We start from the raw sequence: 19,403 nt of genomic DNA, 5'->3' as shown, positions 1-19,403 counted from the left end.
CGCCGTCGGCCGGGCCGAGGTGCCACCGCGTGCCGCGCCGCACGCCCCGCTGGTCAGCCCGGCGGCGCCGGTGGCGCCACACCGGCCGGCCACGGCACCGCCGCCGAACCGCCCGCCGGTGGCGCAGCCGGTGAACCGCCCGCCGATGGCGCAACCGCCGCGCCCGGCGGTGGTCGCTCCGGCGGCAGCCGGTTATTCACGCGGCGCGGCCACGGTCCCGTCGGCCTACTCCCCGCAGCCCACTTCGTCACAAAACGCGCCGAGACGGTCGCGTCCCGGAATGGTGTTCCTGGCCATCGTGCTGGGCGTACTGGTCGTGGTCTGCTCCGGCGTGATTTCCTACAAACTGCGGAACGGCCTCAATGACACGTCGGGCGGGGCCTCCGCGCCAGCCGTGACGTCTGAGGCGCTGCGGCTGGACGGACGGGACGACCCGGCCGGCACGGCGTACCGTCGACTGGATCAGCCCCGACCGGACGGCCTCGAGACGCCCACGAGCGAAGGACGATAGACGCGATGACAGCCCAGGCCCGCCTGCTCGGTGGCAGGTACCAGGTCGGCGAGCTGCTCGGGTACGGCGGCATGGCCGAGGTGCACCGCGGCCGCGACCTGCGACTCGGCCGGGATGTCGCGATCAAGATGCTGCGCGCGGATCTCGCCCGGGACGCCACCTTCCAGATGCGTTTCCGTCGGGAGGCGCAGAACGCCGCCTCGCTCAACCACCCCGCCATCGTCGCCGTTTACGACACCGGGGAGGAACAGGCCCCGACCGGCGAAACCCTCCCGTTCATCGTGATGGAGTTCGTGAACGGGCGCACCCTGAAGGAGGTGCTCGGCGCCGAAGGCCGGTTGCAGCCCCGTCGCGCGCTGGAGATCTGCGCCGACATGTGCGCGGCGCTGGAGTTCAGCCACCGGCACGGCATCATCCACCGCGACATCAAGCCCGGCAACGTGATGCTCACCCAGACCGGCCAGGTCAAGGTGATGGACTTCGGCATCGCCCGGGCGCTGGCCAGCGGCGCCACCACGATGACACAGACCAGCGCGGTCATCGGCACTGCACAGTACCTCTCCCCGGAACAGGCCCGGGGTGAGGCGGTGGATGCCCGTTCCGACGTGTACGCGGCCGGCTGCGTGCTGTTCGAGCTGGTCTGCGGCCACCCGCCGTTCGTCGGCGACAGCCCGGTCAGCGTCGCGTACCAGCACGTGCGCGAGACCCCGCCGACGCCGAGCGACCTCAACCCGGACGTCACCCCGGCGGTCGACGCGATCGTGCTCAAGGCGCTGTCGAAGAACCCGCTCAACCGCTACCAGAGCGCTGGCGAGATGCGGGCGGACCTGCTTCGCGCGGCGGCCGGCCGGCCGGTGATGGCGACCCCGGTGATGCGCGAGGACGAGACCGTGGCGATGGCCGCGGCCCCGAGCCATCCGTCGGGCGGCACGACGCAGACCCGGCAGATCCCGGCCCGGGTGGGCGACCCGCGCCAGCGCCGGGCCTCGTCGTGGCTGATCGCCGTCTTCGCCGCGCTCGGCGTTCTCGCGGTGATCGCCCTGGTCGCCGCGCTGCTGCTGAACGATCGGAAGCCGCCGGACGTACCGGTGCCGACGCTCACCGGGATGACCGAGCAGGAGGCGTTCGCCCGGATCCAGCAGGACAAGCTCCAACCGGCGCGCGGTGAGCCGGAGTTCACCTCGGACTGCAAGGAAGGCACGGTCACCAGCCAGACCCCGCAAGCCGGGGGACGGGTGGCACCGAACAGCACGGTGACCGTCCGCATCTGCGGCGGCAAACCCGAGGTGACCATCCCGTCCGGTCTCGTCGGCAGCAAGGTCGACAGCGCCAAGGAACGGCTCGATGAACGCAACCTCGTCGTAAAGACCGTCGAGGAGGACAACGCTGAGGCGGCCGGTCTGGTGCTCAGGGTCGACCCGCCCGAGGGCGAGAAGGTGGCCGAGGGGACCAAGGTGACGCTCACCGTCTCCAGGGGCAACGTGGTCGGAGTGCCGAACGTGGTGGGCCTCACCGAGGCCGACGCGAAGCGGCAACTGCGCAACGCGGGCTTCAGTCCCGTGGTGGACATCGGTCCGGAGGTGCCTGCCGCTCAGGCCGGCCGGGTCGTCGATCAGAGCCCGAACGCCAACTCCCGGCAGACCAAGGGCAGCAAGGTGAAGATCGTGGTGTCGGTGGAGGAAACGGAGGATCCGGAGCCGACGCAGACGCCGACCGGCACTCCCACCACCCCGCCGCCCGACGGCGACGACGACGGTGGTGGTGGCGGAGGTGGCGGCCCGGTGCTGCCCACCTACCCGCCGTTCCGCCTGCCCACCGAGTGACCGCCGAGGACGCTGGCGAACACGCGTCGGTGGCCGAGCCGGTGACTCGGGCGAGGCGATGGCGGCCGCTGAGCCGGGTGGCCGTGGCGGGGTTGGCCGCACTGCTGCTCGTCAGCCTGCCGTGGCTCTGGACGGCGGTCGCCGCCCGGGGCCATCTCCACGCGGCTGACGAGGCACCGACCACGGACGTGGTGATCGTCCTGGGTACGGCGGTGATCGAGGACGGACGCCGGCCCGGCATCCGGCTGGCTGGCCGGCTGGAGACCGCCGCCGAACTGGTGCACAGCCAGCGGGCCCGGGTGGTGCTCGTGTCGGGCGACGGGGGCGGCACGTCGGGTGACGAGCCCGCAGCGATGGCCGCTCACCTCACCGAGCTGGGTGTCGACCCCCGCCGGGTTGTCGCCGACCCGTACGGCCTGGACACCTACGACAGCTGCCTGCGGGCCCGCGAGGTGTACGGGATCGAGCGGGCCCTGATCGTCACCCAGTCGTATCACCTGTCCCGGGCGGTGACGCTCTGCCGGCAGCTGGGCATCGACGCCGACGGGGTGCCCGCCCGCTGCTCGGGCTGCGGCTCCGCGCTGCTGCGGGAGAAGGCGATCCGGGACTACTTCGCCAGCGGCAAGGCGGCCTGGGACGTGATCCGTGGCCGGCCACCCGCGGTCGACTCACCCGCGCATCCCGGCGTCACGGACGCGCTCACCGACTGACCGTGCAACTGGTTGACGGCGTGCGCGCGGATCGGTCCGTGCCGAGGTGTGTGGACCCCGGTCGGTGTGGGACCGGCCTCAGGTGGTGGCGAACGCGGCGCGGCGGCGGTGGTAACGGCGGCGGTGGTCCGGTACTGCCGACCGTCACGCCGTCACGCCGTCCCGCCTGTCCGACGAGTGACCGGATGAGCCTCAAAGGGAGAGGCTTCGAAATAGTTCGTGTTCGATGTTCGTTGGCGTTACGCCGGGGTAGGCGGCTGGGACTGCGCGGGTCGGGTGGGGTTCGCCCACACGGCGCTGGTCGATATGCGGGAACGGCTGCGCCGCTCCGACCGCCCGGACCGGATCTTCCAGGTGGCGTTGGATGCTGCCTGGGCCACAAACGGCGGACGACGCGCCAGCATGCGCGGCCGCCACCGCGTTGCCGCCGACTTCACCCTTCTCGCCGCCGACCGCATCGCCGCCCCGGCAACGGCTTCAACATCCGAAACCCCTAAACCAGCCCACCCGACCAACACCACCCACACGACAACAGCGCCGACCGGGACCCGGTCAACCGCCGTTTGACACCAGCCACCTAGTTAGCGGCGTTGTCGGTGCGCTAGGTCGGCCGCGCGGGTACGCCGGGAGCGGGACAGCACGTCTACACCGATGCCCGCGCCTTCGCCGGGCGACGCCTCCCATCCGCGGAGCTTGTCGCCGATGACCTTCACCTGCTCATCCAAGGGGCCAGCCGCGATGTAGAACAGCGACTCGTCGACCTCACGGTCGTCGCCACCCCAGCGCACCATGCCTTCGCAATCGGCGAGGATGTCCCGCAGCACCAGTTCCTGCAAGGGAAAGAAGCCGCCCCGGGCACGGGCGCCGGGCCGGATCCGTACCGCTGTGCCGGAGGCCAGGTTGGACTCAGGGCTGTGCTTGCGGACCTCCTTGGCCGGGGTCCAGCCGACCAGGTCGTTCGGCCGGATCTCCTCGATCTCGTAGTGGAACCGGCGAATCGTGTGGAGCAGGATCGCCTCCACGTCCCCGATCCACACCGGCACGCTCAGCCCTGTGCCGGCCACCGTCCGGGTCCACACCTGCGAATCGAGATCCGCGTTGACCTGGATGGTCCACCCGTTCTGCGAGGTCGCCGGCCGCTTCGGCTTGCGAACCTCACGGGCCGACGCGGGGGCGGTGGGCAGCACGGAACTGGCGGCCGCGGCCGCGCCCGTGACGGCCGCGGCCGCGCCCGTGACGGCGGCGGTTCGGAGAACGGTTCGCCGAGTCAGCCGGTGATTCATGATGTCGCCTTCCGGGTCATCGGAGCAGAATGAGACAGAACGGCACCAGGGACGCGGCCACGCAGGCGGGCCAGTAGCGGGATCCCGGGACGGCCACCCGGCGGCGGGCCCACACGTTGACCATGCCCCAGATCGAGGCGAACCCGCCGAACGTCACGGCGGCCAGGAGCCACCAGATCAGCATGCCGTCGTTCTCGGTCGGTTCCGGCCGCGTCCATCCGAGGGCGGCCAGGGGCCCGTTGGACAGCGCGTACCAGATCAGGAACAACGGCACGACGGCCAGAACCCCCAGGAGCAGGTTCACACCGACTGCTACAAAGAGTCTCCGCATGTGCCAGATTCTTCGTCATCGGTTTCCCGCTACGCGCCACGGGAGAGCCTGTTGTAATTCTCGAGGACGTTGTACAGACCGGTCAGCTCGCGTCCGTACTGCTCGATCTTGTCTTTGTTGCTCACGGTCTTGTCACCGTTGTAGCGCTCCAGGATGAGCTGGATGTCGGCCATGCTGGTGGTGAGCGACGGGCGGGCGACCCTGATTTGGTGCGCATTGTAGATCGTCAGGTAGGCCGCCGTCGAGATGTTGTAGTGCGGGTCCTGGAGGCGATCCCACACCGCGCGCCGGTCGGTGCTCAGCTTCAGCGGCGTGCCGTTGATGATGCCCTGTTCGATGCAGTAGTTGCGAGCCTCGATGGCCACCCAGGCGAAGATCTGCCCGTAGCCGGTGGAGGAGTCGTCCCGCAGCCCGAGGCGCACGAGGTCGTCGGCCATCGGATCGGTCGGATTCAGCTTGCGCAGCTCCCACAGGACCGGCGTCTGGATGAGCGCCTTGCGTATCTTCAGGGCCCGGGCCAGGTTCGTGAACAGCCAGTCGGCCTCCATGACCCGCTCGAACGCATTGGTCGTGGAGATCACGTTCCAGGTGACCCAGTCCCCATCGAGCGTCCAGCCCTCGCCACCGGTCTCCGGGACGCCGATCGATGTCAGGTAGGTCTGGACGTCCCTGAGCAGCGCCGCCTTGTATCGCCCCTTGTCGAGGCCCACATCGAGATCGTCGGTGTTGGGCCTCGGCGGGTCGAAGTCGCCCTGACCGATGTCGCGACCCGAGGCGATGTTGTTGTCGATCTCGATCCGGCCGCTGCCGGAACCGATCGTCGTGGTGACGATCTGGTCGTACGCCCAGTTGGTCGGCAGCGGGTACCCGAGATTGCCCGAAAACCCGGACGACATGTCGGACACGAACGAGGTGACCGCGTAACCCGCGTCGGAGACCCGCTGACAGACGTTGCGGGGACCGTAGATGCCCACCCGATAGCCGGAGAGTTCGCTGACGGTACCGTGTACGCCCCGGAAGTACGGCAGGATGAAGCTGGTGACCTCCGCATCCATCGCGTCGTAGTCGACCGCGAAGTAGATGGTCGTGCCCACCTTGAAGCCGTGGATCCGGGCCCATTCGATGGCGCTGGTCGCGTCGACGCAGCCGTTGGCGTAACTGAAGTTGGTCGCGTCCCGGCCCCAGGTCTGATAGATCGGGAAACACCGCAGCCCGTACAGGTTGATCGTGGAGAGCTCGCCGGGCTGGATCGCCTTCTCGGGCAGGTCCGTCGAGGACGGGTTGTAGAGATACCGGCCGATGTACTTGTATCCCGCCGCTTTCAGCGCCGCCGCGCGATCCATCGTGATCTTCGTGACGCCGTCGCAGGCCTCGCCTTTGCGGGTCTGGTCGCCGTGGGAGACCAGCAGCGACGCCCACGTCTGGAAGTCCCCGATCCCGGTCACGGGCAGTTTCACGAACGACTGGAACTCGCGCACGGCGGCCTGCACCTCGGCGGTGAAAGCGCCGAACGATACGGGCCGCTTGTTGAGCAGCATCGCCGCGGTGAAGATCTCGGCCCAGGTGCCGGCCGCGCCGACCGACACCGGATGGGATCTCAGACCGGCCTGCGTGCCCGGCCCGAACACACCGTTCGCCGTGCCGTCGGCCATTCCCAGCTCGTACTGGATCGCCAGCAACATCGACTTCGCGACATCACGGGAGTGGTGACCGTCACACGGAATGACGAAGTAGTCCTGGCGCTTGACGTACCGGCCGTTCAGCCATTGCTGGACGGACCGAATCTGGCTCGACCCGTTGTTGACGGTGACGTAGGCGTCCATGTTGAGCAGCGCCTTGACCACCTTGGGCTCGAGAGATCCGCCCGGGTAGGCATAGGCGAGTCCCATGTCCTGCTTGAGCCGGATGACCGAATCCTCGACCCGGGCGCTGTAGATGCCGTCGATGCCGCCGCCGTCGTAGCCCTTGCAGTACAGGGCCGACTGGAGGATGCAGCCAAAGATCCACGACGGAACGGTGGACGCGTTCAGGCTCGGATACCTGCTCTGCAGCGTCGCCAGCGTCGTGGGGCCGAAGTTGTCCGACAAAGAGGTGATGCCCAGCTCGTACTGCAGCGCCCGGGTCAGGGCGTACATCGTGGGCCATCCGGTGCGGCCGTTCTCCTCCAGCTTCGATATGCCGAGCTTGGCACCGTTGCTGTAGGTGCTGTTGATGAAGCGCTGTGCCCGAAGGACCATCTCGTCAACGTCTGCCATCTGCATCCTTCTTCGAGGGGTGCGCGACAGCCTCCGGCCGTGATGGAGCCAAGCTTCGATCGAGCGATTTCACTGCCGCGATCGGGACTCTACATCGGAAGGAGGTTTTGTGATGTCCCTTCAGTCGAGCCTGACGGTGGGGGGGTGCAGAGGCTTTGCGTAGTCGGGAGGGGGTGTTTCGGCCCTGGGAGTATGTGTTGTCGCGGGCCTGTGTGGAGGGTGAGGTGGGACGGGTGTGGCCCGTCGCTGACCATGGGAGTTGTTGAGACCACATGACACCGACAAGGACCACACCCGCGCTCGCGGTCGCGGTATGTGCCGGGGATGGCCGGGGTGAGAACGTTCGCCGCGATCGGCGACTGGGTCGATGATCTCGATGCGTCGGTCCGGGAACGGCTCGGGTTCACCGGTCGGGTGCCGGTGCTGACCACGGTGTGGCGGCTGCTGGTCCGCGTCGACGCCGACAGCTGCGATGATCTCCCACCTCACGAACTGGGTGTCGATCACCGCCGGGTCGTCGCCGACCCGCACGGCCTGGGCGCGTACGACAGCTGCCTGCGGGCCCGTGAGGTGTACGGGATCGAGCGAGCCTTGATCGTCACCCAGTCGGACCACCTGTCCCGGGCGGTTACCCTCTGCCGGGCCTTGGGCATCGACGCCGACGGGGTGCCCGTCCGCTGTGCGGGCTGTGGCTCCGCGCTGCTGCGGGAGAAGGCGATCCGGGACTACTTAGCCAGCGGCAAGGCGTCCTGGGACATGATCAGCCGCCGGCCACCCGCGGTCGACTCACCCGCGCATCCCGGCGTCACGGACGCGCTCACCGACTGACCGCGCAACTGGTCGACGGCGTGCGCGCGGATCGGTCCGTGCCGACGTGTGGACCCCGGTCGGTGTGGGACCGGCCTCAGGTGGTGGCGAACGCGGCGCGGCGGCGGGCGTCGACCTCGGCGGCCAGCGCGGGAGCCCGCTCCAGTGCCTCCGGATGGCCGCAGCCGGCGAGCCAGTTGGCCAGCATCAGGTGGCCGCCCTCGGTGAGCACCGACTCGGGGTGGAACTGGACGCCCTCGATCGGCAGGGTGCGGTGGCGCATCGCCATCACGATCCCGCCGTCGGTCCAGCCGGTCACCTCCAGCTCCGGTGGCAGCGTCTCGCGCAGCACCGCGAGGGAGTGGTAGCGGGTCGCGGTGAACGGGTCGGGCAGGCCGGCGAGGACGCCCGTGTTGTTGTGCCGGACCTGCGAGGTCTTGCCGTGCAGCAGTTCGGGGGCGCGGGCGACGGTGGCGCCGTACGCCTCGCCGATCGCCTGATGGCCCAGGCAGACGCCGAAGATCGGCAGCTTGCCGGCGTACGCGCGGACCAGGTCGAGGCAGATGCCGGCCCGGTCGGGGGTGCCCGGCCCCGGTGAGAGCAGTACGCCGGCCGCGCCGACCCGGCCCACCTCGGCCACCTCGATCTCGTCGTTGCGTCGCACCTCGCACTCGACGCCGAGCTGGCCGAGGTACTGCACCAGGTTGAAGACGAACGAGTCGTAGTTGTCGATCACCAGGACGCGCATGTCGGCCTCACTCGTCCTCGTCCGGTGGCGCCGTGTTGTTCCGGTCGGTGTCGTACGGCAGCTCGTGCTCGTCGCCGGGCGGCGCGTCGTCGGTCGGGCCGTTGGCGGGCCCCTGGTCGCCGGGCGCTCCGGGCACCCCGGAGTCCTCGGTGACCTGCACGTCGCTACCGGTGAAGGGCAGCAGCGGCTCCGCCCACGGGAACACCACGTACCAGAGCAGCGCCACCAGGGTGGTGGCGAGCAGCAGGCTGCCGGCGAGCTTGCCGGGCAGCCCGAAGGGAAGCTTGCGCCAGATCCAGGCGTACATGATCAGGCTCCCAGTTCCGTCGGACGTCCCTCGGACTTCGGCTGGGTACGCGTCAACTCGGCATGAATGATCAACCGCTGGTAGTTGTCGAACTTCGGGTTGCAGGTGGTCAGGGTCAGCATCCGTCTGGTCGGCTTCTGACCCGCCCGGCCGGGGACCGGGGCGACCACCTCGACCTGGGACGGCTTCACGATCCGGCTGTCGGTGACCTGGTACACGTACCACTCGTTGCGGCCCTCGACGAGGATCGGATCTCCCTTGCGCAGCTCGTCCAGCCGCCAGAAGGTGGCCCGGTTCCGGTGCCCGGCCACGGAGAAGTTTCCGACCTGGCCCGGCATGGCGCTGTCCGGGTAGTGGCCCGGGGCGTACCGGATGTCCTTCTGGGTGACGCCCTCGACCACGATCCATTCCTTGTCGAGCTTCGGAATGGCGAGGAGCGCGATCGGCTTGCCGTGCACCGGCGGCTTCGGCTTGCTGGTCGGGCTCGCCGCGGGCGCCACGGTGGGGTCGCCCTCGGGCCCCCACGCCTGCGCCAGTTGCTGGCTCAGATCGCCCTGGTGGGCGTCGACGATCGCCGACTTGCCCCAGATCTCGTAGCCGGCGAAGAGGAGCACCACCAGGCCGAAGGTGATCAGCAGCTCGCCGCCGAAGCGCAGGCCGGTACGGATCCGGGACCAGACCGACGGGCGGGTCAGCTCCGAGTAGACGCTCTTGTAGCCCTCGTCGATCTGCTGCGCGCGCAGTTGGACAACCCGGTCGCCGCGCCGCGGCTTGGGCTGCTCAGCGGGGCGGTCGGCCTCGTCCGACGGCTCCTCATTCCTGGGCGGCCGGGGCACCGCCCCCATCAGGGCGGTCGAGTCCAGCGCGGGCTGACTGCCCGGTCTGGCCCCGGTGACCGCCGGGATGAGCGCAGTGGCTGCCGGGTCCGGCGTCCGGACCGGCGCTGCGGGTCCGGCCTGCTGGGTGGAAGCTGTCGGGCTGGTCTGCCGGTTGGCCGGTGCACCGGCGGGAGCGGGGCGGTTCGCCTCGCCCGCCCGGCCGAAGTCCGGCGGCGGGTTGGTCTCGGCGTCGCCGATCTTCGGTATCAGCGCGGTCGCACCCTCGTCGGCCGACCAGCTGCCCTGGCCGACGGCACGGCCGGTGGGCTGCCGGGCAGGCTCGCCACCGTGGCCACCATGGCCACCGTTGCCCGCCGCCGGCCGGGTCGGCGCCGCCCAGGGCTGCTGGGGCAGCGGCTGCGGCGCGGTGGGTGCCGAGGGCGCAGCGGCCCCCTGCGGGGCACTGTAGGCGGGAGGTGCCTGCGGGGCACCGTGCGCGGGAGGTGCCTGCGGGGCACCGTGCGCCGGCGGCGGGGCGTACGACGGTGGTGCGGCCGACGGTGGTGCGGCCGACGGCTGGCCGTTGCCCGGCTGCCCGGACAGCGGCTGCGTGCCCTGGGGCGCCCATCCGGGCTGGCGCCCGTGCCCGGCGGCGTACGGCGGCTGCTCGGGTCGGCTCGGCTGGAAGGCATCCCGCCAGGGCGTCGGCTCGCCGAAACGGCCGGGCTGGCTGGACTGGCCGGGCTGGCCGGGGTCGGCGTCCCAGCGGCCGGCGAGCTGGTCCCGGTCGGGCCGGGTGTCCCACCCGCCGAGGTCGGTCGAACGCTGCGTGCGGGGAATCCGATCGCCAGGTCGGTCCGCGGGACGCGGTGTCACCTGGTCCGGCCAGGGCAGGGTCGCACGCGGGGCGGGCTCTGCGCGCTCGACCTTGGGCAGGAAGGCGGTGGATTCGTCGGTCTGCTCGCGGTGCCGGCCGTCGGGTTGCTGGCTCATGCCGGCCTCACTTCAGCACCGTCGCGGAGCGCAGGGTGGTGGAGTCCTCGAACGAGGGCACGGTGACCGTCGAGATCTTCTCGGAGTAGCCGAGCTGGTAGTTGTTGACCGCGTCCCTGAACCACCGGACTCCCTCGGAAGCGGCGAGGGCCTGCCGGAGCGCGGCGGGATCGCCAATTGCTACGATCTTGAAAGGTGGGGAGTACACCCGCCCGTGCAGCAGCAGGGTGTTACCCACGCAGCGTACCGCGCTGGTGCTCAGGACGCGCACGTCCATGATTGACATGGCTTCGGCGCCGCCGGCCCAGAGCGCGTTGACCACCGCTTGGACGTCGCCCTGGTGGACGACCAGGTCGTCGTTTTCGACTCCCTCGGGCAGACTGCCGAGCTGCGGCGCGTCGTTGAGTTCGACCGTGAGCCCTGGACCGGTGAGGGCGGTGAAGCCGGCGGCGCCGAGACTCGCGGCAGCGCGCTCCTGCTGCTCCTTGATCGAGCCGTCCGAGTCCCCGAGATCGGTCGTGCGGCTTTCGACCTCCCGGCGCAGCCTCGCGGCCCGTTCCTCGTTGGCGGCCACCTGGGCACGCCGGTCCTCGATGAGTTCGGTGAGCTGGGGACGTCGGTCCTCGCGCAGTGCGGTACCGCCGGCCGTGGTGGCGGTGGTGGTGAAGAGCAGGCCGGCGGCGGCGGCGATCAACGGTACGCCGATCGACCAGCCCGGTCGGCGCTGCCACGGCCGGCGTGGCAGCAACCCGGCGACGAGGCGTCGTAGCGCCTTCTGCCACGAGGCTGCGCCGGACGTGTACTCCACGGACCGTTCCCCCTGTCCCCACCTGCCGTGCCTGCGGGATGCGGCCGGATCGAGAGCCGTCCGGCATCCGTCTGGCCCCATTCGTGGATTGCACGAGCCTTCCGGACTACGCTAGCTCTCGAACATTATTGGCCATGGACCGTCGCCCTCGCGCCCGGTTGTCAGGCCGGACGAGGTCGTAACCCCTCTGGAGAGCGTCGTGCCCAAGTCTCAGGTCCGCAAGAAGAAGGTGTACACCCCGCCCACGGACGTCCGCCCGACGGCGACGGCGGCGACGCGCAAGCCCAGCCCGATCTGGCTGCCGGTCTCGGCGGTGTCGCTGATCGTGTTCGGGATCGGCTGGCTGGTGGTCTACTACCTTTCCGAGCAGGAATACCCGGTCATGGAGCTGGGTTACTGGAATCTCGCGGTGGGCTTCGGCGCCATGGTCACCTCGCTGATTCTGCTTTCCCGCTGGCGCTGACCCGCGGCCAGGGCGCGTACCCGGCGCAACCGCAGGTCGTTCCGGGGCCGCTCGTCGAGGGATCGTGGGGGCTCCTAAGGTTGGTGCCGGGCGACGTGGCGCCCTCCAGGTGCGAGAAGGCTCACGTTACTCTCGGGTAACCTTGCGCGTAGGCTGCACTGCATGACCGAGTAGAGCGAGATCGTCGGCCGATCAGGTTGACGGTGCGGTGGTGCCGACCGATCGCGCCTGATTCGGTCGCCACGCCCGCTCGACAGGCAGCAGACCGGGAGGGCCAACTCGATGGGCAGCGTCCAGATCGTCACCACGATCCTTGCGGCCGCCATCACCGCCGTGGCGGTGTGGCTGGCGGTGCGCGCGGTCATGCAGATGGTGGCTGTGATCCGGCTGGGTCAGCCCGACCCGTCCCGAGCCGGCGACCTTGGCCGTCGCACGAAGACCATGCTCGCGGAGACCGCCGGGCACACCCGGATGCTCCGCTGGAGCGTGGTAGGCGCCGCGCACTGGTTCGTGATGGTCGGTTTCATCGTGCTGTCGCTGCTGGTGCTCGAGGCGTACTTCGAGGTGGTCTCGCCGACCGGCGGGCTGCCGCTGATCGGCGGCTGGGCGCTCTACGGTCTGGTCACCGAGTGGATCGGCATCCTGGGCATCGTCGGCATCGTGGTGCTGATCGCGATCCGGCTGGCCAATCGGCCGAACCGGGCCGGCCGCCGGTCGCGGTTCACCGGCTCCACGATGTGGCAGGGCTACTTCGTCGAGGCGGTCGTCCTCGCCGTGCTGATCATGGGCTTCCTGATCCGCGGCTTCAAGGTCGCCACCGACCACTTCGAGTACCCGACCTGGGCGGCCCCGCTCAGCCACGCGGTCGGTTCGGTGCTGCCGGACTGGGAGACCGGCGTCAGCGTCGCCGCCCTGATCAAGATCACCATCTCGATGACCTGGCTCATCGTCATCTCGCTGAACGTGACCATGGGGGTGGCCTGGCACCGCTTCCTCGCCTTCCCCAACATCTTCTTCAAGCGGGACCCGGGCCGGGCCGGCTCCGGCCTCGGCGCGCTGCGGCCGATGATGAGCGACGGCAAGCCGCTGGACTTCGAGGAGGCCGACCCCGAGACGGACCAGTTCGGTGTCGCCCAGGTCGAGCAGTTCACCTGGAAGGGGCTGCTGGACTTCAGCACCTGCACCGAGTGCGGGCGGTGCCAGTCGCAGTGCCCGGCCTGGAACACCGGCAAGCCGCTGTCCCCGAAGCTGCTGGTGCTCAGCCTGCGTGACCACGCGTACGCCAAGGCGCCCTACCTGCTGGCCGGCGGCGGCAAGGACCTGACCGGCGAGGAGAAGGCCACCGCCGCGCAGCTCGCCCACGTCGACGTGCTGGCACTCGCCGAGGCGGAGAAGCCGCTCATCGGCGACGCCGAGGCGGGCGGCGTGATCGACCCGGACGTGCTCTGGTCGTGCACCACCTGCGGCGCCTGCGTGGAGCAGTGCCCGGTGGACATCGAGCATGTCGACCACATCGTCGACATGCGCCGCTACCAGGTGCTCATCGAGTCGAACTTCCCGTCCGAGGCCGGCGTGATGCTGCGCAACCTGGAGAACAAGGGCAACCCCTGGGGCGCTCCGCAGAACACCCGCGAGGACTGGACCAAGGGCCTGGACTTCGAGGTTCCCCGGGTCGGCGAGGTCGACGACTTCGAGTACCTCTTCTGGGTGGGCTGCGCCGGTGCCTTCGAGGACCGGGCCAAGAAGACCACTCAGGCGGTGGCCACGCTGCTGAACGAGGCGGGCGTCTCGTTCGCCATCCTCGGCGAGGGCGAGACCTGCTCGGGCGACCCGGCCCGGCGGATCGGCAACGAGTTCGTCTTCCAGATGCTCGCCCAGCAGAACGTGGAGACCCTGAACGAGGCGTTCGAGGGCCGGGAGCAGGCCAAGCGCAAGATCGTGGCAACCTGCCCGCACTGCTTCAACACCCTGGGCAACGAGTACGGCCAGCTCGGCGGCGAGTTCGAGGTGGTGCACCACACCCAACTGCTGGCCCACCTGGTCGCCACCGGAAAGCTCACCCCGGTGCAGCCGGTCGACGGCGGTGTGACCTACCACGACCCCTGCTACCTCGGCCGGCACAACCGGGTGTTCGCCCCGCCCCGCGAGGTGCTCGGCAGCGCCATCGGCGGTGGCTCCGGCGACGGTGTCATCGAGATGCCGCGCAACAGCGAGCGCTCCTTCTGCTGCGGTGCCGGTGGCGCCCGGATGTGGATGGAGGAGCGCATCGGCAAGCGAATCAACGTGGACCGGGTGGAGGAGGCCATGTCCACCGGTGCGCGGACGGTGGCGGTCGGCTGCCCGTTCTGCTCGACCATGCTCAGTGACGGGGTGAACGGCAAGGGCGCCGGTGAGCAGGTCGAGGTGGTCGATGTGGCCAGCGTCCTGCTGCGCTCGGTCAAGCCGGAGCAGCCTCCGGCCGCTTCGACGCAGGAGCCGATCGGCGGCTGACCCAGGTCCGGTACGCGGGGTGCGGCGACGCCTGCCCGGGCGCCGCCGTGCTCCGTTTACGTATTGGCGCAGATAACTGGCGCGACAATGGTCGACACCCTTTGTATTCAAGCGGTTGCGCAAACGTGAATAGGCCGTTGGTCGCCTTGATTCCGCCCCACGCCTTCCCTAATGTTGGGCACCGACCGTCGTGGGTCGTCTGTCTCGCCCCTTACCGCTCGCGGGACGCCCGATGGTCGGTTGCAGAGGAGTCGCTGCCGGTGGCAACCATGCCCCTTCATCGTCGTGTGCCCGGGCGTTCCCATCGCCCAGGTGGCCTGCGCAGGGCCGCCCGTGGGCTGGTCGTCCTGGTCGCCGCCACCGCGGTGGGCGCGGGCCTGCTCGCCGCTCCCGCGTACGCCGAGCCCTCGGTCGAGCAGATCGAGGCGCAGATCGACAAGCAGTGGCGGCAGTTGGAGCCCACCATCGAGCAGTACAACAAGGTGCGGGCCCAGCTGAAGGTCAACCGCGAGAAGTCGAAGGACATCCAGAAGAAGATCCAGCCGCTGGCCCTGGAGACCGAGCTGGCGATGAACCGGGTGGGCGACATGGCCTCCCGGTACTACATCAGCGGTCCGTCCCAGGATCTCGGCGCGGTGCTGCTCAACGCGAAGCCGGACATGCTCGGTGAGCAGATGGCCTTCCTCAACCGGCTGGCGGCGGAGGAGCGCCGGCAGCTCGAGGGTGTCTTGAAGATCAAGAGGAAGTACGACGGCCAGAAGGCCAAGCTGGACGCGTTGATCGTCGACCAGGAGGCCAAGGAGAAGCAGCTGGCGACGAAGAAGAAGCAGATCGACGCCGAGATCAAGCGGCTGGAGAAGACGCTGCCGGAGACCTCGGTCAGGACGAACAACTGCCCGACCGTCAACGGCGTGGTCAGCGCGGCGGCGCGGACCGCCATCAGGACGGCCTGCGCCCAGGTCGGTAAGCCGTACGTCTGGGGTGCCACCGGGCCGGGCTCGTTCGACTGCTCCGGGCTGACCCAGTACGCCTACAAGGCCGCCGGCATCTACCTGACCCACTTCACGGGGGCCCAGTGGAACGAGGGCAAGGCCATCTCCCGGGCCGACGCCCGGCCGGGCGACCTGGTCTTCTTCCGCAGCGACCTGAGTCACGTCGGGCTCTACCTGGGCAACAACCAGATGGTGCACGCGCCCCGCGCCGGCAAGCCGGTCAACGTCTCGCCCATCACGACCATGCCGGTCGCCGGCTTCCGCCGACCAGGCTGACCCGCTCGGCTGAGCGGTAGCGCAGGAACCAGCCGAAGGCCCCCGGTCAAGTAACCCGGGGGCCTTCGTCGTTGTCGGATTTATGCACCGACGGTGATGGCGTGGGTGTGTTGCGTATCGACGCAGATCGTCCCTACGCTGGGCAATCGCCGGCCGGCTGGCAACTCCGCCCATCAGGGGCGGTAACGGTCCGGCACCGCCGAGTCGCTGCCCGAGCGAGCCGGGGAACCAGGTACCCGGGGTGAGTCCGCGATGCGCGCGGTAGGGCGTCCCCTTCCCGCCCGAACCCGTCAGCTAACCCGGTAGGCGGTATGGGAAGAAGGAGTACGACGCCCGGTGGCACACCATGCCCCGCGGCCACCGTCGCAGCGGCCGGCGATGCCCGGTCCGACGACGGCTGCGCCGCGCTCCCGCTGGTACCGCTGCACCACGGCACTCGCCGCCCTGGCCGCGGCCGCCGTCATCCTGACCGGCGGCGCGACGGTGGCGTACGCCGACCCGACGGTCGCCGACATCGAGCGCCAGATCGACGAGGACTGGAACCGGCTCGAATCCGTCATCGAACAGCACAACGCCACCCGGCAGGACCTGGCCGCCAGACGGCGGCAGGCCGATGCCCTGGCCGCCCGGATCGCCCCGCTGCAAGCCCGGGTGGACGAGGCGATGAACCGGGTCGGCGCGCTGGCCGCCCGGGCCTACAAGGGCGGTACGGTCCGCGCGGTCAACGCGCTGTTGGGCAGCAGATCCCCGGGCGAGGTGGTCGAACACCTCGGCCTGCTCGACCGCTACGCCCGCTTCGAACAGCAGGACGTACGGCAGGCGAGCGAGCTGCGCGACGAACTCGCCGCCGCGAAGGGGACGCTGGACCGCAGCATCGCCCAGTTGACCCGCACCGAGACCGAACTCGCGCAGAAGCGACGGCAGATCGACGCCGAGATCGACCGGTTGCAGCGGCTGCGGCTGCGGGCGTACGGAAACGGGGGCGGCGGCCCGCTGCGTCCGGCGCCCTGCCCGGCCGGATACCCGGGCGGGCCGGCCGGGAAGGCGGTCACCTTCGCCTGCGCCCAGATCGGCAAGCCGTACTCGTGGGGCGCCGAGGGGCCGAACGCGTACGACTGCTCCGGGCTGACGCTGGCCGCGTGGGCGCGGGGCGGGGTGGCGCTGCCGCACAACGCGGCACGGCAGCGCCAGGTGACCGTATCGGTCAGCCGGAGCGCCCTGCGCCCGGGCGACCTCGTCTTCTACTACCGGGACCTGCACCACGTGGGCATGTACGTCGGCGACGGCTGGGTGGTGCACGCCTCCCGGGCGGGCCAGCCGGTGAAGATGAAGCGAATGGACGACAGCCCCATCCACAGCTTCGGCCGGCCGGGTTGACGGGTGTCGCGTACGACGGCAGGGTCCGCGCCCACGACGGCGTGGGCCCTGCTTTCCGCTGTTCCGGTGGCGCGGGCCCTGGCGGTCTGCGGGCCGGGCGATTTCTTTCCCGACGTCAGCGGGTCGGCCAGGTGCGCCAGTTCTGCCAGGTACGGCTCGGCGTCGGGCCGCGCTGGCCCTGGTAGCGCGAGCCGTAGACGGCCGAGCCGTACGGGTGCTCGGCCGGGGACGAGAGCCGGAAGATGCAGAGCTGGCCGATCTTCATGCCCGGCCAGAGGGTGATCGGCAGGTTGGCCACGTTGGACAGCTCCAGGGTGACGTGACCGGAGAAGCCGGGGTCGATGAAGCCGGCGGTGGAGTGGGTGAGCAGACCGAGCCGACCGAGGCTCGACTTGCCTTCGAGCCTGCCCGCGAGCTGGTCGCCGAGGGAGATGACCTCCAGCGTGGAGGCGAGCACGAACTCGCCCGGGTGCAGCACGAAGGGCTCACCGTCGGGCACCTCGACCGGCGAGGTCAGGTCGTCCTGCCGGGTCGCCGGGTCGATGTGGGTGTAGAGATGGTTGTTGAAGACCCGGAACAGCTTGTCCAGGCGTACGTCGATGCTGGACGGCTGCACCAGGGTGGGTTCGAAGGGCTCCAACGCCAGGGCGCCCGCCTTGATCTCGGAGACCAGGTCGCGGTCGGAGAGCAGCATCGCCACACCATAGCTGCCGGTACGGGTGACCTGCGTGTCGGACTACCTGCTTCGAACGTATGTTCGATAAGATGTAGCCATGGCTTCCTGGTCCGAATTCGCCGCTGACGAGCCTCGACTCGCCGACGGGATCCGCCTCCTCATGCAGCAGTACGGCCCCGGCTTCGGCTACCTGGCCACGGTCCGCGCCGACGGCGGGCCCCGGGTGCACCCGGTCTCCCCGGTGATCACCGACGATGGTCTGTTCTGCTTCGTGATCGACTCGCCGAAGCGGCGCGACCTGGAGCGCGACGGTCGCTACGCGCTGCACTCGTTTCCGCCGGAGGAGAGCGACGACGAGGCGTACGTCGCCGGCCGGGCCCGTCCGGTCACCGACGACGCCACGGTGGCCCGACTGGCCCTCGCGGCACGGGCCGCGCCGCACGCCGACTGGCGGCTGTTCGAGTTCTCGGTCGACGTGGCGATGCTCGCCCGTCGCGAGCAGGGCGGCGTCGGGCCCGGCGACCTGCTGGGCGGGCCGGCCGTCCAGGTCTGGCTCGACCCGGCCGGCGCCGCTGCGGACGCTGTCCGGCCTGCACCGTTACCGGTCCGGGCGGGCCGACACGCCCGCGCCGCCTGAGCCAGTGTGCGCCGGTGCCGGCCCCGTCTCGCGGGACCGGCACCGGGTTACGCGTCGACCCGGTCCGGGCTACGACGCGCGGTACGTGTTCCAGGCGTTGATCATCCGGGTCGCCTGGCCCGGGGTGAACTGGTACATGCAGGAGTCGTACGAGTAGTCCATGAAGTTGGTGATCGGGTCCAGGCCCGGGGCGGAGCAGGTGTCCCGACCGGTCGGGCAGCCGCTGGCCGGAGACGCCTCCGCCGGGGTGTCCGCGACCTGGTCGCCCTGGCCGGAGCAGCCGCCCTGGAAGGTGTGGTAGAGGTTCAGCCAGTGGCCGACCTCGTGGGTGCCGGTGTCACCCTGGTTGTAGTTGGTGGCGGTGCCCCCGGGCAGCGACTCGCTCAGCACCACCACGCCGTCCATCACGTTCAGGGTGGTCTGCGGGAAGGTCGCCCAGCCGAGCAGGTTGTCGCTCAGCGCGCCAAGATAGATGTTGAGCGTCGCCTTCGTGCCCTGGCGCAGTTGGGTCTTCATCTGCCGCTCGGCCGTCGTGCCCTGCCGAATCGGGTACCACGCCGAGTTGGTGACCCGGTTGATGCGCTGGAGTTGGAACGCGAAGGCCGTGGCGGCACCGCCGGTCGCCCCGCTGAATGACTGGTTCAGCACGTTGATCTGCGAGTTGATCATCGAGTCGGGAATGTTGCCGCCGGCCCGGGTCGAGTCCCGCTGGATCACGTGCACCACCACCGGGATGGTGACCGACGCCGCCGCGGCCTGGGCGCTGAGCGTACGCTGCCCGACCCGCTTGGCCCGCTCCTGCAACAGATCGGCGAACTCGGCCTCCCGCTGCTGAAGTTGCGCCAAGGTCAGCTCGTTCGGGTCGTGCCGGGCCTCACCGCCGCGAACCCTGGCCAGGGCATCCGATTCGTCTTCGCAGACCTCGTCATGGCCCACGACGGCCGCCGCCGGGCTGGCGATCGTCGTGCCGGCCGTCGTGGTGCCGGCCGGCAGCAGGCCGACGGTTGCCACGCCGAGCGCCAGAGCCAACGATGTCGATGCGATGCCGGCCATGCGCCGGCGCAGCAGGACGGGACGAAGTCCCATGAGCCCACCTCT

Annotated in this window: 17 protein-coding genes, 1 pseudogene and 1 riboswitch; of the genes and pseudogenes, 9 read left to right on the top strand and 9 right to left on the bottom strand. The window is 70.0% G+C overall.

The genetic code is table 11. From position 1 onward, the window contains the following. The 3 genes and pseudogenes from IEY61_RS31235 to IEY61_RS15435 all read left to right on the top strand — a co-directional run. Positions 1 to 511 (top strand): annotated as a pseudogene (locus IEY61_RS31235) (serine/threonine protein kinase); the annotation flags it as partial. A 5-nt stretch (positions 512 to 516) separates the two neighbouring features. Then, positions 517 to 2,334: a Stk1 family PASTA domain-containing Ser/Thr kinase gene (pknB, locus tag IEY61_RS15440; RefSeq protein ID WP_189044754.1), complete on the top strand. Its 1,818-nt coding sequence runs from the start codon at positions 517 to 519 to the stop codon at positions 2,332 to 2,334. After that, positions 2,331 to 3,044 (top strand): SanA/YdcF family protein, encoded by a 714-nt coding sequence (locus IEY61_RS15435; RefSeq protein WP_229705927.1) that lies wholly within the window; start codon positions 2,331 to 2,333, stop codon positions 3,042 to 3,044. Before pknB ends, IEY61_RS15435 begins: the two co-directional genes overlap by 4 nt. Positions 3,045 to 3,625: 581 nt before the next feature. Here the strand turns inward: IEY61_RS15435 and IEY61_RS15430 are convergent. From IEY61_RS15430 to IEY61_RS15420, 3 genes are read right to left on the bottom strand one after another with little or no spacing between them, the layout of a single operon-like run. Beyond that, entirely contained in the window at positions 3,626 to 4,327 is a 702-nt protein-coding gene (locus IEY61_RS15430) for a hypothetical protein (RefSeq protein ID WP_189044752.1), read from the bottom strand. A 16-nt stretch (positions 4,328 to 4,343) separates the two neighbouring features. Further along, on the bottom strand, positions 4,344 to 4,658 hold the full coding sequence (locus tag IEY61_RS15425) for a hypothetical protein (protein ID WP_189044750.1): 315 nt from the start codon (positions 4,656 to 4,658) through the stop codon (positions 4,344 to 4,346). A 29-nt stretch (positions 4,659 to 4,687) separates the two neighbouring features. After that, positions 4,688 to 6,913, bottom strand: coding sequence for a glycoside hydrolase domain-containing protein (locus tag IEY61_RS15420; RefSeq protein WP_189044748.1), 2,226 nt, complete (start codon positions 6,911 to 6,913; stop codon positions 4,688 to 4,690). Positions 6,914 to 7,246: 333 nt separating this feature from the next. On the opposite strand from IEY61_RS15420, the gene IEY61_RS15415 reads away from it, so the two are divergent. Next, on the top strand, positions 7,247 to 7,741 hold the full coding sequence (locus IEY61_RS15415) for an ElyC/SanA/YdcF family protein (RefSeq protein WP_229705926.1): 495 nt from the start codon (positions 7,247 to 7,249) through the stop codon (positions 7,739 to 7,741). A gap of 76 nt (positions 7,742 to 7,817) precedes the next feature. On the opposite strand, the gene IEY61_RS15410 is transcribed toward IEY61_RS15415, so the two are convergent. The 4 genes from IEY61_RS15410 to IEY61_RS15395 are packed head-to-tail and all read right to left on the bottom strand — an operon-like array spanning position 7,818 to position 11,394. Next, positions 7,818 to 8,468, bottom strand: coding sequence for an aminodeoxychorismate/anthranilate synthase component II (locus tag IEY61_RS15410; RefSeq protein ID WP_189044744.1), 651 nt, complete (start codon positions 8,466 to 8,468; stop codon positions 7,818 to 7,820). Between the two features lie 7 nt (positions 8,469 to 8,475). Then, positions 8,476 to 8,775 (bottom strand): hypothetical protein, encoded by a 300-nt coding sequence (locus tag IEY61_RS15405; RefSeq protein WP_189044742.1) that lies wholly within the window; start codon positions 8,773 to 8,775, stop codon positions 8,476 to 8,478. Between the two features lie 2 nt (positions 8,776 to 8,777). Beyond that, positions 8,778 to 10,586, bottom strand: a complete 1,809-nt coding sequence (locus IEY61_RS31230; protein WP_229705925.1) for a class E sortase — start codon at positions 10,584 to 10,586, stop codon at positions 8,778 to 8,780. 7 nt (positions 10,587 to 10,593) lie between these two features. Further along, on the bottom strand, positions 10,594 to 11,394 hold the full coding sequence (locus IEY61_RS15395) for a DUF881 domain-containing protein (RefSeq protein ID WP_189044740.1): 801 nt from the start codon (positions 11,392 to 11,394) through the stop codon (positions 10,594 to 10,596). 199 nt (positions 11,395 to 11,593) lie between these two features. Here IEY61_RS15395 and IEY61_RS15390 point away from each other — a divergent pair, with 199 nt between their 5' ends. The 4 genes from IEY61_RS15390 (at position 11,594) to IEY61_RS15375 (ending at position 16,992) form a co-directional block, all read left to right on the top strand. Beyond that, entirely contained in the window at positions 11,594 to 11,857 is a 264-nt protein-coding gene (locus IEY61_RS15390; protein WP_189044738.1) for a cell division protein CrgA, read from the top strand. 282 nt (positions 11,858 to 12,139) lie between these two features. Then, positions 12,140 to 14,347, top strand: a complete 2,208-nt coding sequence (locus IEY61_RS15385; RefSeq protein ID WP_189044736.1) for a (Fe-S)-binding protein — start codon at positions 12,140 to 12,142, stop codon at positions 14,345 to 14,347. 254 nt (positions 14,348 to 14,601) lie between these two features. After that, the gene (locus tag IEY61_RS15380; protein ID WP_373293162.1) at positions 14,602 to 15,615 is read left to right on the top strand and encodes a C40 family peptidase; all 1,014 of its coding nucleotides are present in this window, start codon (positions 14,602 to 14,604) and stop codon (positions 15,613 to 15,615) included. Positions 15,616 to 15,802: 187 nt separating this feature from the next. Continuing rightward, a riboswitch (cyclic di-AMP (ydaO/yuaA leader) is annotated at positions 15,803 to 15,939 on the top strand. A gap of 12 nt (positions 15,940 to 15,951) precedes the next feature. Next, positions 15,952 to 16,992, top strand: a complete 1,041-nt coding sequence (locus IEY61_RS15375) for an NlpC/P60 family protein (RefSeq protein ID WP_189044734.1) — start codon at positions 15,952 to 15,954, stop codon at positions 16,990 to 16,992. A 115-nt stretch (positions 16,993 to 17,107) separates the two neighbouring features. Here the strand turns inward: IEY61_RS15375 and dcd are convergent, their stop codons facing one another. Beyond that, positions 17,108 to 17,686 carry a dCTP deaminase gene (gene dcd / locus IEY61_RS15370; protein WP_189044731.1) on the bottom strand — a complete coding sequence of 193 codons (579 nt, stop codon included), beginning with the start codon at positions 17,684 to 17,686 and terminating at the stop codon, positions 17,108 to 17,110. Between the two features lie 79 nt (positions 17,687 to 17,765). Between dcd and IEY61_RS15365 the strand changes: the two genes are divergently transcribed. Beyond that, positions 17,766 to 18,305: a pyridoxamine 5'-phosphate oxidase family protein gene (locus IEY61_RS15365; RefSeq protein ID WP_189044729.1), complete on the top strand. Its 540-nt coding sequence runs from the start codon at positions 17,766 to 17,768 to the stop codon at positions 18,303 to 18,305. Positions 18,306 to 18,374: 69 nt separating this feature from the next. On the opposite strand, the gene IEY61_RS15360 is transcribed toward IEY61_RS15365, so the two are convergent. After that, complete coding sequence (locus IEY61_RS15360; RefSeq protein ID WP_189044727.1) at positions 18,375 to 19,391, bottom strand: zinc metalloprotease; 1,017 nt, start codon at positions 19,389 to 19,391, stop codon at positions 18,375 to 18,377. Between the last annotated feature and the right edge of the window lie 12 nt (positions 19,392 to 19,403).

It is taken from the genome of Micromonospora sonchi (genome assembly GCF_014646235.1).
Taxonomy (GTDB): Bacteria; Actinomycetota; Actinomycetes; order Mycobacteriales; family Micromonosporaceae; genus Micromonospora; species Micromonospora sonchi.
This window is presented reverse-complemented; position numbering and strand designations above follow the sequence as displayed.